Source organism: Paenibacillus macerans, assembly GCF_900454495.1.
Lineage (GTDB): Bacteria > Bacillota > Bacilli > Paenibacillales > Paenibacillaceae > Fontibacillus > Fontibacillus macerans.
Genome location: NZ_UGSI01000001.1, coordinates 3,278,642 through 3,293,491 on the forward strand (window position 1 = coordinate 3,278,642; position 14,850 = coordinate 3,293,491).

General features: G+C 59.3%; 12 protein-coding genes. 4 read left to right on the top strand and 8 right to left on the bottom strand.

All coding sequences use genetic code 11. The features are described from left to right. Positions 1-313 precede the first annotated feature (313 nt). A complete protein-coding gene (locus DYE26_RS14845) occupies positions 314-1,285 on the top strand; it encodes a 2-hydroxyacid dehydrogenase (RefSeq protein WP_036625021.1) in 972 nt (323 codons plus the stop codon). Positions 1,286-1,764: 479 nt separating this feature from the next. Further along, complete coding sequence (locus DYE26_RS33160) at positions 1,765-1,947, top strand: hypothetical protein (RefSeq protein WP_127463448.1); 183 nt, start codon at positions 1,765-1,767, stop codon at positions 1,945-1,947. Positions 1,948-2,189: 242 nt separating this feature from the next. Here DYE26_RS33160 and DYE26_RS14850 read toward each other — a convergent pair whose 3' ends face one another. Then, the gene (locus DYE26_RS14850; RefSeq protein WP_082208087.1) at positions 2,190-3,686 is read right to left on the bottom strand and encodes an MDR family MFS transporter; all 1,497 of its coding nucleotides are present in this window, start codon (positions 3,684-3,686) and stop codon (positions 2,190-2,192) included. Positions 3,687-3,919: 233 nt separating this feature from the next. On the opposite strand from DYE26_RS14850, the gene DYE26_RS14855 reads away from it, so the two are divergent. Together DYE26_RS14855 and DYE26_RS14860 are read left to right on the top strand one after the other, a co-directional pair. Further along, complete coding sequence (locus DYE26_RS14855) at positions 3,920-5,005, top strand: M24 family metallopeptidase (protein ID WP_036625024.1); 1,086 nt, start codon at positions 3,920-3,922, stop codon at positions 5,003-5,005. A gap of 224 nt (positions 5,006-5,229) precedes the next feature. Continuing rightward, positions 5,230-6,918: a methyl-accepting chemotaxis protein gene (locus DYE26_RS14860; protein WP_036625026.1), complete on the top strand. Its 1,689-nt coding sequence runs from the start codon at positions 5,230-5,232 to the stop codon at positions 6,916-6,918. Positions 6,919-7,323: 405 nt separating this feature from the next. Here the strand turns inward: DYE26_RS14860 and DYE26_RS14865 are convergent, their stop codons facing one another. From DYE26_RS14865 to DYE26_RS14895, 7 genes are all read right to left on the bottom strand, one after another. Beyond that, entirely contained in the window at positions 7,324-9,003 is a 1,680-nt protein-coding gene (locus DYE26_RS14865; RefSeq protein WP_036625027.1) for a cobyric acid synthase, read from the bottom strand. A 35-nt stretch (positions 9,004-9,038) separates the two neighbouring features. Beyond that, positions 9,039-9,959: an adenosylcobinamide-GDP ribazoletransferase gene (gene cobS / locus DYE26_RS14870; protein WP_051985638.1), complete on the bottom strand. Its 921-nt coding sequence runs from the start codon at positions 9,957-9,959 to the stop codon at positions 9,039-9,041. Then, positions 9,956-10,576: a bifunctional adenosylcobinamide kinase/adenosylcobinamide-phosphate guanylyltransferase gene (locus DYE26_RS14875; protein ID WP_036625029.1), complete on the bottom strand. Its 621-nt coding sequence runs from the start codon at positions 10,574-10,576 to the stop codon at positions 9,956-9,958. The genes cobS and DYE26_RS14875 overlap by 4 nt, the downstream gene beginning before the upstream one ends. 64 nt (positions 10,577-10,640) lie before the next feature. Continuing rightward, the gene (gene cobT / locus DYE26_RS14880; RefSeq protein WP_036625031.1) at positions 10,641-11,705 is read right to left on the bottom strand and encodes a nicotinate-nucleotide--dimethylbenzimidazole phosphoribosyltransferase; all 1,065 of its coding nucleotides are present in this window, start codon (positions 11,703-11,705) and stop codon (positions 10,641-10,643) included. 123 nt (positions 11,706-11,828) lie between these two features. Then, complete coding sequence (locus tag DYE26_RS14885) at positions 11,829-12,662, bottom strand: ABC transporter ATP-binding protein (RefSeq protein WP_051985639.1); 834 nt, start codon at positions 12,660-12,662, stop codon at positions 11,829-11,831. Continuing rightward, positions 12,659-13,705, bottom strand: a complete 1,047-nt coding sequence (locus DYE26_RS14890; protein ID WP_036628592.1) for a FecCD family ABC transporter permease — start codon at positions 13,703-13,705, stop codon at positions 12,659-12,661. Before DYE26_RS14890 ends, DYE26_RS14885 begins: the two co-directional genes overlap by 4 nt. Further along, entirely contained in the window at positions 13,705-14,724 is a 1,020-nt protein-coding gene (locus DYE26_RS14895; protein ID WP_036625032.1) for an ABC transporter substrate-binding protein, read from the bottom strand. The genes DYE26_RS14890 and DYE26_RS14895 overlap by 1 nt, the downstream gene beginning before the upstream one ends. Between the last annotated feature and the right edge of the window lie 126 nt (positions 14,725-14,850).

The window sequence follows — 14,850 nt, forward strand, 5'->3', positions numbered from 1 at the left end:
TTTATAAGTTGAACTAAAAAAAGCGTGGTCAGGCAAGAGGGTTCAATATTCTAAAAGAGTGACATTTTAGAATATTGAACCTTGGGGAAATGATTCTGAAGAAACTCAAAGCTTTCTGCAAGAAAGCTGCATCGAAAGCATACGCTTGGTCGCCTTTGTGAGCGGATTTCTACAATATTTGAATTTAATTCGATTTAATTTTAAACCCGGTCATCGAAATCTGCGAACAACAGCGTTCGTAAGAACATTTCACACGGCTGCCCCACACGTACAATCAATAGTTCAACTTATATAGAAAAGGGAGAGGAGAACCGTGAAGCCACATGTATTTATCGCCAGACCCGTGCCTCCGGAGGTTGAGGCCTATCTCGCCGAACACTGCCTTTGCAGCAAGTGGGACGGCGACGGACCGATTCCCCGCGCGCGGCTGCTCGCAAGCCTAGCCGAAGCGGACGGCCTGCTGACGTCCGGCACCCGGATCGACGCGGAGCTGCTGGAGCATGCTCCCCGCCTGAAGGCCGTCAGCAATATCAGCGTCGGCTACAACAACTTTGACCTGGAGGCGATGAAAGCCCGCGGCGTGATCGGAACGAACACGCCGTCGGTGCTGAACGACACGGTCGCGGACCTGATTTTTGCCTTGATGCTGGCGGTCGCCCGCCGCGTGCCGGAACTGGACCAGTACGTCAAGCAAGGGAAATGGAAACGCGGCGACGACGAAATTTTGTTCGGGCTTGATGTGCACCACAAGACGCTTGGCGTCATCGGCATGGGGGAAATCGGGGAAGCCGTCGCCCGCCGGGGCCATTTGGGCTTCGGCATGGACGTGCTGTACCATAACCGCAGCCGCAAGCCCGGGACCGAAGCCGAACTGGGCGCCGTGTACTGCTCTATGGAAGAGCTGCTGCAAACATCCGACTTCGTCGTCCTGATGACGCCGCTGACCCCGGAAACGCGGGGGCTGATCGGCGAACGCGAGCTTGCCTGGATGAAGCCCACGGCCGTGTTCGTCAACGCCTCCAGGGGGGCGACGGTCGACGAAGCCGCGCTGACCGAAGCGCTGCGGCAAAAACGCATCTACGGCGCCGGGCTCGACGTTTTCGAGCGCGAGCCGATTGCCCCGGACCATCCGCTGCTCGGCTTGCCGAACGTCGTCACCCTGCCGCATATCGGGTCCTCCACCGCGCAGACCCGCCGTCAAATGGCGTTGCTGGCCGCGGAGAACCTGGCCACGGCGCTAGCCGGCGGCACACCGCCGAATGTGGTCAAGGAGCTGCGCTCCTAAAGCCGGTGTGCTACACGGCGTGACTACGCAGTTTGCCTACGCGGCATGCCTACACGCTGTGCCTACGCGGCGCGCCTAACACGGCGTGACTACGCGGTTTACCTACGCGGCGTGCCTAATTGCGTGCCTACACGCTATGCCTACGCGGCGTGCCTAACACGGCGTGCCTAAGCGATTTGCCTACGCGGCATGTCTAAATTGCGTGCCTACACGCTGTGACTACGCGGGTGCCTAACACGGCGTGACTACGCGGTTTGCCTACGCGGCATGTCTAAATTGCGTGCCTACACGCTGTGACTACGCGGGTGCCTAACACGGCGTGACTACGCGGTTTACCTACGCGGCGTGACTACATTGCGTGCCTACACGCTGTGACTACACGGCGTGCCTATAGGTGTGACTATAGGCACGCTTATCATGGAAAGAAGCCGCTCCCTGGCCTGGACTTGAACGTCCATGTTTCGGGAGCGGCTTTTTCTTTGGGCAGGATGGCCGGAAGAACACCAGTGAAAAAAATAAGGACAAAAAGCGCCGTTATTCCGCCGATCTCCGCCCGTTTGAGAGAGATAGCGGCAATTTATGCCGCTAATTTCCCCGGCCGCTATCGAAATGCCCGCATTTTGGTCCACCTGCAGGAAGATAAGGACAAAAAATGCCGCTAATGAGGATAAACATGCTTGGCTCCGGATAATAAGTACATAAAGTGCCGCTATTTTGAAGGCCATTTCGTCTAAACCCAGCCTACGGTTCGTTTCAACAGCCAGTTGCCCGCTGGCAAGGTTCGTCGTTCCACAGCCAGCTCAGCCAGCTGCCAGCTCTCAAGCGCCGATTTCTAGTCGCCAGAGCGCAACCGCATGGTGCTTTTCTCTCCATCCTGATCATCGTATACTTTGTATCAAACCATTCAGCCCTGCTGCTTGGACGGCTTGGACGGCCTGGCCGCCGCGCCGCGGACAATCCGGTCCTTGGGCATGGCGATGACGACCAGGACGGAGCAAACGGCCGGAATCAGAGCCCACATGAAGGTGTGCGCGATCGAACCGGATAAGGCGTCCGTAATTTTATCCAAAATTTCCGGCGGGATCATGGCCCGCTTGTCCGAACTCAGCGCCTCCTGGGCATTGCCGAAGGTTGCCCCTGCTTGTCCCCCTGCTTGTCCCGTTCCGGCAAAAGCCGCCGACATCTTGTCCGCCAGCAGATTGCGCTGCACGATGCCGAAGATCGTAATCCCGAGCGTCATGCCAAGCGAGCGCAGGAAGGAGTTGGTCGACGTCGCCGCGCCGCGCTGCCGCATATCGAAATGATGGACGGACGCCATGCTGAGCACCGAAAAGGAGAAGCCGACGCCAAAACCCGTCAAAATGCTGAAGACGGTAAGCACCAGGCGCGAAGTGTCGTTCGTCAGCGTGCTTAAGGCGAAAACGCCGCAGACGAAGCAGACGACCGAGATCGCCATAACCGCGCGGTACGACAGCCGGGAAGTCAGCATTCCCCCCATCATGCTGCCGACGACCGAACCGACCATCATCGGCATCAAAATAATGCCTGAGTTCGTGGCCGAGCCGCCGAATACGCCCTGCACGAAAATCGGGATGTACACCGTCGCCACGATAAACACGCTGCCGTACAGCAAGGCGAGCAAACAGCTTGTTGCGTAAAGCCGTACTTTGAACATGCCGAACGAAATGATCGGCTCCCGCGCTTTTGTTTCCGCCAGCAAAAAGGCGACAAACAGCACGGCGAAGCCGGCAAACAAAGCGATGATCACCGCCGAGTTCCAAGCGTATTTTTCGCCGCCGAGCTCCAGCGCGAACATCAGGCAAATCACCGCGCCGACGAGGGTAACCGCCCCGCTCCAATCGATTTGCTGCTTCGTGTGCGCAAGCGATTCCCGGTAATATGCGGTGATCAGCAGCAGGGAGACGATCCCGATCGGCACATTGATGTAAAAGACCCAGTGCCATCCCAGCGAATCGGTGATAAACGCGCCGAGCAGCGGGCCGAAAATGCTGGAGGTGCCGAATACCGCCCCAAGCAGGCCGGTCATTTTGCCGCGCTGCTCCACAGGGAAAATGTCATAGATGATCGTAAATGCGATCGGCATCAGCGCCCCGCCGCCGATCCCCTGGATCGCCCGGAAGATGCTGAGCTGCATGATGCTGCCGGCCAGCCCGCACAGGATCGATCCGAGCAAAAACGTGATGATCCCGAACAGGAAAAAGCGTTTCCGCCCGTACATATCGGACAGTTTGCCGAAAATCGGCGTTCCCGCCATCACCGCCACCATATAGGCGGAGGTTACCCAGACGAACTGCTCCATGCCGCCGAGATCGGCGACGATCGTCCCCATCGCCGTCGTCACGATCGTATTGTCCATGGCCGACATCAGGATCGCCAGCATCAGGCCGATCAGGATGAGTGGGGTTTGATTCTTTTTTTCCGCTGTCAACGTCGTCTCTCCTTTTAGCCAATTGATTCAAATTTTACATAACATAGCTTCTTCCCATTCTATTGAAATTTCCGCAAATGTAAACCATTATTCCGTTAAATTTTACGCCGGCCCCCAACTATCCCTTTTCCAATTATTAGCCTATAATGATATTTGAAACTGCTTGCGAAAGGAAGTATTTTTTTATGAATATGAAATGGGCTGAGCTTGACCGAAAAATGCGCGAATCCGGGATCAGCACCCTGCTGATTACCGATCCGAAACATGTATACTATCTCACCGGATTCCTGAGCAATCCTCATGAACGCTTTCTTGGCGCCGTCCTTCAAGCGGGAAGCGAACCGTTTCTCGTGGTGCCCGCGCTGGACGAGGAAGCGGCCCGGGCGGCGGCGGACGTCGCAGAAATCATCACCCACCAGGACACGGACGATCCATATCTCCTGCTGAAACAGCGTTTGAAGGGGACGATCGGCACGATCGGGTTCGAAAAAGAGCAGGTCTCCATGGCCAGGTTCGAACAATTGCAGGAAACGCTTGGTTTTTCCCGGTATCTGGATGCCGGCCCGTGGCTGCGTGAGCTTCGCTTCCGCAAAAGCGCGGACGAAGTCGCTAAAATCAAGCGCGCCGTAAACCTGATCGAGCAGGTGCTGACGGAATCGGTGCGCCAGGTCAAAGAAGGGATCAGCGAAAACGAGCTGGTGGCCGAAGTGGAATATCAAATCCGCAAGCTGGGCGCGGACGGCCCTTCTTTTGACTCCATGGTGCTGTCCGGGGAAAAGACGGCTTTGCCGCACGGCGTTCCCGGAACGCGGCAAATTCGCCGCGGCGATCTTGTCATGTTTGACATCGGGGTTTACGCGGACGGATACGCTTCCGACATCACCCGCACATTTGCCGTAGGGGAGTTGTCCGATGAACTGGTCAAAATATACGAAACCGTGCTGGCTGCCAACACGGCCGCCATCGAAGCCATCAAACCGGGAGTCAGCTTTGCCTCGATCGACAAAGCCGCCCGCGACGTAATCGAAGCCGCCGGTTACGGCCGCTATTTTATTCACCGGTTAGGCCATGGGCTGGGCATCGACGTCCATGAATTCCCTTCCGTCCACGGCAAAAACGAACAATTGCTGACGGAAGGCAACGTATTTACGGTAGAGCCCGGGATTTATGTGCCTGGAGTCGGCGGCGTCCGCATCGAGGACGACGTGCTCGTGACCGCCTCCGGCGTGGAAGTGTTGACCGCCTATCCGAAACAGTTGACTTATATCTAACGCTAAATGTAAGAAATCAGAGCCTCCTTCCCCTTCAAAAGGGCGAAAGCTCTGATTTTTTTCTTTTTCGCAAACATTCAGCGGATATTTTTCATTTTCAAAGGGCATTTTTTCCTATAAAATAATACTTATGAACCAGTGGTTAAAAAAAGAGAATTCACGGTTCAGGCATAGGACTATAGACATAAAACACTTATTTTATGGGAGAGATTGGGGAGATTTCCGTGTTTAAAATCAACAGCTCCATCAGCCGCAAATTCATGCTTACGTTTGCAGCGCTTATCGTAGTATCTTCGCTTTTGTTTAGTGTAAGCTTTTATTACATTTCTATGGGAATCATCAGCCAAAACGTGCTGCCGCAATTTGACAAAGTGCTCCTGACCAGTACGCAGGACATTTACAAAAGGCTGGACACGAATCAGGCGATGCAACTGATGAGCGGCAAGGAAAATTCCCGGTTTGCGGTTGAATCCTATTTGACGAAAAGCGCCAAGGAGTTTCATTTAAACAACGCCTACCTGATCCAGCTTCAGGAAAACGGAGCTGCCGTCATCGCCGCCAACGAAAATTCCGGCATGAAAGCCGGCGACCCGTTGGAGATTCAAGCCGCGATGGCCGAGACCTCCGATGGCGAAATACATATCAGCGAGCTGTATTCGGACCGGTTCGGTTCGCACAAGACGGCGTTTATCGCGATCCCCGGAAGCAAAGCGGTGCTGGCCATCGGGCTGGACGCCACTTTTATCGATCAGAAGCGGGCGGAAATTTTGCAGATCTGCATCGGTATAACCGCCCTCGTGATCGGAGCCGGGCTGTTGGTCGCATATTTTGTTAGCCGGCGCATCACCAAATCGATCAAAAAGCTGGTTGCCGTTACGGAAAAAATGGCCGGCGGCGATTTCCGGCAGGCGATCGAGGTGGCTGGCCATGATGAAGTCGCTCAGCTTGCCGCAAGCTTTCGGACGATGACGAACCAGCTCAAAGAGATGTTCGCCAAAGTGCTGGACACATCGCAAACCGTCGTGAGCGGATCGGAACATTTATCCCGGTCGGTGGACACGTTTGGGGAGCTGATCACCCGCTCCAACGCAGCGACGCGGGAAATCGAATCCGGCAGTCTGACGATCGCCACGGCCGCCGCCGAGAACGCCCGGGCGATGGAAGAAATTTCGCAGGGCATCCAGCATATCGCCTCCTCTTCCGCCGAGGTCACCGAACGGATCGGACAAGCCGCCGAGGAAGCCGGCGCCGGCAATGCGTTAGCACAAACGGCCGTCGAGCAGATGCAGCTCGTCGAGGAAGCGGCCGGACGCACGCTGGAGCACATCCGCATCCTGAACGAACGGTCCGAATCGATCGCCACCGTCGTCGGCACGATTACCGAAATCACGAAACAGATTAATATTCTGGCGTTAAACGCGGCCATCGAAGCTTCGCGCGCCGGGGAGAACGGCAAAGGCTTCGCCGTCGTCGCCGAGGAAGTGCGCAAGCTGGCGGAGCAGTCCCGGGGGGCCATGGACGAAATCGGCGAATATTTGCTGAGCATCCGCGAGGAATCGGAAAATTCCGTCAGCGCAATGCAGCGCGCCAGCGAGCAGATCGTCTCCGGGACCGGCCGCGTAAAACAAGCCGGCAGAGCCTTCGGCCAACTGACGGTGCTGATCCAAAACATCAATTTGACGATCCAATCGGTGTCCTCTTCCACGCAGCAGGTTTCCGCCGGCACGGAAGAAGTTACCGCCTCGGTTGAGGAAGCGGCCAACATTACGGCCAAATCGCTGGAAAGCATGGAGCAAATCGCCCAATATTCCCAGCAGCAGCTCACCGAAATGGAAAGCCACGCCCAAACCGTGCGCTCCCTTCACGAGCAGGCGCTGTCGCTGCGCGAAGCGGTGGAAAAGTTCCGCATCTAATTGGGCGGAGATGCTCTCCTCCGTATGGGAGCTGCTCCATCCGCCGGTCAGAACGCATTAGCACTTATGCACCATTCTATACGCTTATGTCGGACAAGTCAGAAAAAACATGCTCAAGACCAAAATCAGTGCTTGACAAAATAAATGATGATGGAGATGGGGGGGAGGTTGTCTCTCCAAAGCACTTTGCACGATCATCCCTTTAGTTCAGGAAGCCAAGTCACCTGGTCAAACGGGATAATCGTGCAAAGCCTCCGGATAGCGAGTCTCGCTCCAGGCCATGGTCTATTTCCGGCTTGACTGTCAAGCACTGATGATTAGGTTGAACCTAAAAACAGGGTCAATGATTGATGACTGAACGTATAAAAAATGACCCATCCACCGCAAACGAGGTTAGCTGACTTCCTAGTCGCCCTTCCTGTTCGCCAGCGCCGGATCGAGCCCGGCGATTTCATAAATTTGCTCCAGCTTCAGATGCCGCCGGACATGCCCAGCGAGGCGGTCGAAGGCCGCTTCCTTACGGGAGGCCGCCGTGAAGGTCGGGCCCAGGGGATCAAGTCCCTTCGCCGTGCGAATGCCGTCCAACCAGGCCCGCCGCCACGCGTCGTTATGAAACAGGCCGTGCAAATAAGTGCCGAACACGCGTCCATCAGAGCGTGCGGCGCCTTCGGGATGGACTTCGTCCCCATCCGTAGGCGGCCCGTCGACGGAAGCGGCCAATTCGCGGCGGATCAGGAACATATCGGCTATAGCGGAGCCGGCGGAAGCGAAGGCAGAAGCAGAAGATGGCGAAGCGGAATCCGCCGGCAACCGAACCGTCTCCCCTTGATGGATTTCGTAGCCTTCGATAGGCAAGGCGGCCTGGCCGGGAGGATGCAGCCGTACCGGATGCCCGGTTGCCGTCGTCCCGCGGACGCGAACCGTCTTTTTGCCCGCGCGGAAGGTCGTCGCGAGCGGCAGCCAGCCCAGACCTTCCGCCGACCGCGGCGCATCCGCCTCCACCGCCTCGGGGTCGTGCAAACGCGCACCGAGCATCTGATAGCCTCCGCAGATGCCGGCCAGCTGAGCATGCTCCCGCAACTCCATATGCCGGCGGATGGCTAGATCCCATCCCTGCTCCCGCAGGAAGGACAGGTCTCCGATCGTGTCCTTTGTGCCCGGCAGGATAATCGCGTCGGGCTGCCCCAGGTCGGCGGGCTTGTCCACGTAACGGAGCGATACGTCCGGCTCGGCGGCGAGCGGAGCGAAATCGGTGAAATTGGAAATGCGCGGATAACGGATTACGGCGATATCGACCGCGGCTTGCTCCCCGGCGGATTCCGCCGCCGAAGGATAAGTATCCAAAACGACCGAATCTTCAGCTTCAATATCCAGGTCGGGAAGATAAGGCAACACGCCGAGCACGGGAATGCCGGTGCGCCGCTCCAGCCAATCTAGCCCCGGCTGGAGCAGGGAAAGATCCCCGCGGAATTTGTTGATGATGAAGCCTTTGACTCGGGCCCGCTCCTCCGGCTCCAGCAGTTCCAGTGTTCCGACCAGGAACGCGAACACCCCGCCGCGATCGATGTCCCCGACCAAAATAACCGGCGCATCCGCCCACCCGGCCAGATTCATATTAACGATGTCGCGCTGCTTCAGGTTGATTTCCGCCGGACTGCCGGCCCCCTCCATGAGGACAATGTCGTATTGCCGGCGCAGGCGGTTCAAGGCATCCATCACAAGCGGCTTCGCCTCCGGGAGAAACTTCTCCCGGTAATCCGCCGCGCTGAGACGCTTGAGCGGCTGGCCGTGAACGACGATCTGCGAATGCATGTCTCCGGTCGGCTTGATCAGCACCGGATTCATGTCCGTGGTGGCGGCGATGCCGCAGGCCTCGGCTTGAACCCCCTGGGCCCGGCCGATTTCCCGGCCGTCCGGGGTAACGTAGGAGTTTAAAGCCATGTTTTGGGACTTGAAGGGGGCGGTGCGAAACCCATCCTGGGCGAAAATGCGGCAGAGCGCCGTCACGATGACGCTTTTCCCGACATCCGAGGCCGTACCCTGCACCATAAGCACCGCGCCGTTCACCGTTTCTCTATTTTCCATCCGCTTCCTCTCCCTTCCGTTTTGCGCGCCAGCGATTACCGGAATATCAAAACCGCCAACAGCAGCAGCGCCGCTTCCAGACCTTCGTTCAGCGCCCCGTAAGTGTCGCCGGTTAGACCGCCGAGCTTGGCGCTCATCCAGCGGGCCGCCCGGGTTCCCGCCGCCCAGGCCAGCACCGGGTGCAGGCAGGCGTACAGCAGCAATTCCGCCAAGGCCGGTTCGATGCGGCCGCGATGGGCGGCCTCTGTTCCCGGCAGCGCCGCTGTCTGCGATAGCGCATCCGTCGCCGGCAGCATAGCCAGCAAGACGATCAGCAGCACAGCGGGCAGCAGCGCCGCCGCGGTCAATACGATCGCCCAAGCGGTTGCTCCCCGCGCATCGCGGGCCCCCAACCCGCGGAACTGCCCGGCCAAGCCTTCCCCTTGGCGGGCGTTCGGCCACAACCGCATGGCCCGGGTCATAAACCAGCGGCTCCAAACGGGCGCCGTCAGCAGCGCGGCCCCGGTTTGCCAAACGCCGCCCTGCAGCAGGGAAGCCAGCAGCGAAGCCTTCAGCATAAGCAGCAGCACACAGGCGAGCACCCCCATCGCTCCGACCCGGCTGTCCTTCATAATTTCCAGCATTTTTTCCCGGGGCCGGTAGCTGAGCAAGCCGTCGGCCGTGTCCATCCAGCCGTCCAGATGCAGCCCGCCGGTGACCCAGACCCAAACGATCAGCGCCAGCACGGCGGCGGGAAGCGGCGGCAGCAGCCACGCCGACAAAACCGCGGCGGCCCAGACGCTAAGCCCCACGGCCGCCCCGACAAGCGGGTAATATCGGACGCTTCGCCGCAGCAACTCGGGCGTGAAATCGAGCTCGGCCCGGACCGGAAACCGCGTCAAAAATTGGAAAGCAGCCAATATCGGCTGCCGCGGGCCGCTCTGCTCGTTCTGCTTGTTCTTGCTCTCATCGCTCATAGCCGGTACTCCCTGCTTTTCAACTCGATCGGAATGCCCGCCGTCACGAGAAACACCTGTCCGGAAATGGCGGCCATCCTGCGGTTCAACCGGCCCGCCAGATCACGATACAGCCGGCCCAAGGGGTATTCCGGCACGATTCCGTTCCCCACCTCGTTGGTGACCATCACCAGCGTGCCGGGGAAAGCTTCGGCCGCGGCAGCCAGCCGCCCGATTTCCCGCTCCATGACCTCAGCCGCGTCGGACCTTTCCCCCTGCTCAAGCAGCATGTTTGACAGCCATAACGTGAGGCAGTCGACGAGCACGACGGCCGCGGCGGACGAGCCGGCCTTTTCCGTTCCCTGCCGGTCCATCCCGGCCGCTTCCGCCCCGCCTGCCCGCAGCTCGTCCCCTAATGCCGTGAGCTTTTCCGCCAGCCGCAACGGCTCCTCCAGCGTCGTCCAGGTGAATCCGCTTTGTTCCCTTTGCTGCCGGTGCAGGGCGATCCGCTCGGTCATTTCTTCGTCGAAAGCTTGCCCGGTCGCGATATACAACGCGGCTTCCGCGTGCTTCATAATCCAACGCTCGGCAAACGAGCTTTTGCCGCTGCGGGCGCCGCCCGTGACCATTACTTTCATCGCTTTACCCCCAAACTCATGTTGACTGTCACCGCGATTTCAGCCGGGCAGCGCCCCGCCCATTTTACCGGTCGCCGCCCGTGGAAATCCCCGCGCTCTCAAAGGTCGCCATCTCCCGCACGATCCGGCTCGCCGCGTCCACCAAATGCAGGGCGAGCACCCCGCCGGTTCCCTCGCCGAGCCGCATGCCAAGCTCCAGCATCGGCTCGAGCTTCAGCTCCCGCAGCAGCTGGCGATGCCCCTGCTCCGCGGAGACGTGGGATGCGATCATATACCCGGCCGCTTCCGGCGCAAGCCGGCTTGCGGCAAGCGCGGCCACGCTGGATATAAAGCCGTCGATCACGACGGGGCAGCGGCTTTTCGCCGCACCAAGAATGACTCCGGCGAGCCCGGCGATTTCCAGGCCGCCCACTTTGGCGAGCACGCCGAGCGGATCTCCCGGGTCCGGGCGATTGATCTCCAGGGCGCGCCGCACGACTTCGATCTTGCCGCGCAGCCGTACATCGTCGATCCCGGTCCCCCGGCCGACGCTTTGCTCCGGCGAAATCCCGGTCAAAGCGCTCATCATCGCCGCGCTGGCCGTCGTATTGCCGATGCCCATCTCGCCCGTAACGAACAGGCGGACGCCGCGGGATGCCGCTTCCTCCACGAGCCGCGCTCCGATCAGCACGGCCGCCTCCGCCTCCTCCCGGGTCATCGCCGGGCCTTTGGACATATTGGCGGTGCCGTACCGCACTTTCCGCGACACCAAAGCCGGATGCGACAGCTCCGCGTTCACGCCGATATCGACGCACACGACGTCGGCGCCGGCCTGGCGCGCCAGTACGTTCACCGCTGCTCCGCCGGCGAGGAAATTGCCCACCATCTGCGGCGTCACTTCCGCCGGAAAGGCGCTGACGCCTTCCTCGCAAACGCCGTGGTCGGCAGCCATCACAAACACCGTGCGCCGCGGGAACTCCGGCAGCGCTTCGCCCGTTATGCCGGCCAGCCTGACGGCCAATTCCTCCAGCTTGCCGAGGCTGCCGGGCGGCTTCGTCAACCGGCCCAAGCGTTCCTCGGCGGCAGCCATTGCCGCCGCATCAAGCCTGCCGATGCTCCCTGCAAGTTCCAAAATAGCGTTATGCCCCATGATTGTTCTTCCCTCCCCCGTGGTTCATCCATTCAGTTCATCTATTCGGTTATTTGTTTGGCTCATCCGCCCGCTTTATTTGCCCGCTTCATCCGTTCGTATCTCAAGCCGGCCTTTTCCTCCTCAGCCGCCGGTTTCGCCGCTCCTAATCCCCTTGGCCTCCCCGCTTTCCGCCTTCCTTCGCTGTAGAAGCAGCTGCGGCACTCCGCTGTCCGGATGCGGCACCCGGTGCGCCTTCACTTGATAAACCTTATCTACCATAGCCGCGGACAAAATGTCTTCCGGCGGCCCCTCCGCCACAACGCACCCTTCGCTCAGCACCAGGAGACGGTCGCAAAACAAAGCGGCCAGGTTCAAATCATGCATCACGGCCACGACCGTCAGCCCTTCCTCCCGCTGCCATCCTGAGACCAGTTCCATGAACTGCATTTGGTAGCGAAGGTCCAAATACGTCGTCGGTTCATCGAGCAGTACCAGCTCCGGCTGCTGCGCCATCACCTTGCCGAGCGCGGCGCGCTGGCGTTGCCCTCCGCTAAGCGCGCTTAGCGGCCGGTGCTCCAGCGCGCTCAGCTCCAGCTTATCCATAATTTCGCCGAGCAGCCGCCGGGAGCCCTCCGGTCCGTCCTTCTCCCTGCCGCGCCAGTCCTGATACGGAAAGCGCCCCATCTCGACCACGTCGCGGACGCTGTACGAAACCGGAGGCAAACCGTCCTGCTGCAGGACGGCGATTTTCCGCGATAACGCCTTGCGGCCATAGGAAGAGAGCGGACGTCCGTCCAGCGCGATCTCCCCAGCGCCCGGCCGCTCCACACCGGAAATCAGATTGAGCAGCGTCGTTTTGCCGCTGCCGTTAGGTCCGATCAGCCCCCAAAATTCGCCCTTTCGCACGCTCCAGGTTACATCGTGGAGAACCGCCTGGCGGCCGTACGTTTTGGAAACTTTTTTCACCTCGATCAACGCAGTTCCCCCTCCCGCTCCTTCTTTTTCCGGTGCAGCAAATAGCCAAAGAAGGGGGCCCCGACAAAAGCGGTAACGATGCCAAGCGGGATCTCCGTCGGCGTCAGCAGGGAGCGGGCCGCAAGATCGCTCCACATCATAAATATCCCGCCGCCAAGCGCGGACAGCGGAATAATCAGACGATAATCGGGCCCGGTTATCAGGCGGATCATGTGCGGAATGACCAGGCCGACGAAGCCGATAACGCCGGACACCGACACGGCCGCCGCCGTCATCAGCGTGGCTGCCAGCAGCACGGTCAGCTTCGTCCGCTCCACGTTCAGCCCCGAATGCGCCGCCTGACGTTCGCCGAGCGCCAGCAAGTTAAGCGTTCCGGCCCGGCTCCACAGAAACGCCCCGCCCACCAGCAAATACGGGAAAAGGATGGCCGTATACGACCATCCGCGCAATGACAAGCTGCCCATCGTCCAATATAAAATTTCATTGACCGTTTGCTTGGACATCGCCGTCAAAAACGACACCACCGCGCCAAGGAACGACTGCATGACGACACCGGACAAAATCAGGCTTTCAATCGGAATTTTCCCGTTTTCGCGCGCCAGCCAAATGACGATCCACAGCGTGATCGCACCCGTCAGGAAAGCGACCGCCGGCAGCGTAAACACCCCGAGCAACGAAAACTGCCAGCCGAAAAAAATAAGCACGGCCGCGCCGATCGCCGATCCCGACGAAACCCCGAGCGTAAACGGATCGGCCAGCGGATTGCGCAGCACGCCTTGAAAGCCTGCCCCGGCCACCGCAAGCGTGGCGCCGACCAGCATCCCCAACAAAACGCGGGGAAGGCGCACCTGTAGGACGATTTGCTCCGAGGCCACGCTCCAGTCCGCCGTGATCCAGCTTCCCGGGCCGGGAATCCGGTGCAGCAAAATGCGGGCGATATCGCCGAGCGGCAGCGATACCGAACCGATTCCGATGCAAAACAGCAGCGTTACGGCCAGCAGCGCCAGCAGAACGGTCCCGTAACCGGCCAGCTTACCGGTCATCATGGCTGAATCAGTTCCGGATAAATCGCTTTGGCTACCTCAATTAATCCTTGCGTCACCCGCGGACCCGGGCGGCTGAGCAAATTGTCGTCCAGCCCGACGACGCGGTCTTCCTTGATCGCGGCAATTTGATCCCAACCGGCGCGTCCTTTGATAATGTCCGCCAGCGTGCGATTGTTTTTGTCGACGACGCTTTTGGCGTACAGGATCACGTCCGGATTCGCTTTAATGATGTTCTCCTCGTTGATTTCGCTCCAGCCCGCAATGTCGGAAGCTACATTAACGCCGCCGGCCAGGGTGATCATTTCGTCCATGAACTCGCCCTTGCCGACCGTCCAGCCCGGCGAAAATTCGATGTACACTTTTTTCTTCTGATCCTCAGTCAGCGATTTGACCGCATCGGTCACCCGGCTCAATTCCTGCTGCATTTGGCCGACGACTTCTTCAGCTTGGGCCTGATGATCGGTGATCTCGCCGATTGCCTTGATGTGCTCCATCACGCCGCTCACCGTTTTCGGATCGGACTGGAACACCTTGAACCCCAAATCGCTCAAGCTTTTGACCGTCTGTTCGTCGATCAGGCTGGCCGCCACGATCAGGTCCGGCTGCGCGGCGACGATCGCCTCTACGTTCACCTTGAAACCGCCCATTCTAGGCTTGTCCTTCACCGCTTCCGGATAATCGTCCAAATCCGAAACGCCGGCGATCTGCTGATCGAGCCCGAGCGCGAACAGCGTCTCCGTCTCCGACGGGGCCAGAGAAACGATTTTTTGCGGCGCCGACTCAAACGTAAATTCCGTTCCGCTCGAATCCTTCAGCGTCAGCGGATACACCGTCCGTTTGGCGCCCTGTTCGCCCTGTGCTCCGTTTCCGGCATTCGAACTTGCATTTTGCCCGGTTTGGCCTGCGGCGTTGCCCGCCGCTCCTTGGCCGCCCGCGCCTTTATCCTGGCCGCAGCCCGCCAATAACAGCGCCATCGCCAGCAGCGCGATCCCCCATAAATTCAGCCATTTCTTCATCAATATCTCTCCTCTGCTCTGCATTTCTTCCGGGTGTTCCAAAGCCTACTGACACGCCCGAATCTAAGCGATGCGTACGGCACCGGGATTTACCCGTTCAAACAAGAAAACCCCCAATCCCGGGCG

What these genes read in the sequence shown, in the direction of transcription:
- DYE26_RS14895 (WP_036625032.1), bottom strand. Translation starts at nt 14,724, where the DNA reads ATGAAGAAATGGCTGAATTTATGGGGGATCGCGCTGCTGGCGATGGCG.
- DYE26_RS14875 (WP_036625029.1), bottom strand. Translation starts at nt 10,576, where the DNA reads ATGAAAGTAATGGTCACGGGCGGCGCCCGCAGCGGCAAAAGCTCGTTT.
- cobT (WP_036625031.1), bottom strand. Translation starts at nt 11,705, where the DNA reads ATGGGGCATAACGCTATTTTGGAACTTGCAGGGAGCATCGGCAGGCTT.
- cobS (WP_051985638.1), bottom strand. Translation starts at nt 9,959, where the DNA reads ATGAGCGATGAGAGCAAGAACAAGCAGAACGAGCAGAGCGGCCCGCGG.
- DYE26_RS14850 (WP_082208087.1), bottom strand. Translation starts at nt 3,686, where the DNA reads ATGCTGGCGATCCTGATGTCGGCCATGGACAATACGATCGTGACGACG.
- DYE26_RS14855 (WP_036625024.1), top strand. Translation starts at nt 3,920, where the DNA reads ATGAATATGAAATGGGCTGAGCTTGACCGAAAAATGCGCGAATCCGGG.
- DYE26_RS14890 (WP_036628592.1), bottom strand. Translation starts at nt 13,705, where the DNA reads ATGACCGGTAAGCTGGCCGGTTACGGGACCGTTCTGCTGGCGCTGCTG.
- DYE26_RS14865 (WP_036625027.1), bottom strand. Translation starts at nt 9,003, where the DNA reads ATGGAAAATAGAGAAACGGTGAACGGCGCGGTGCTTATGGTGCAGGGT.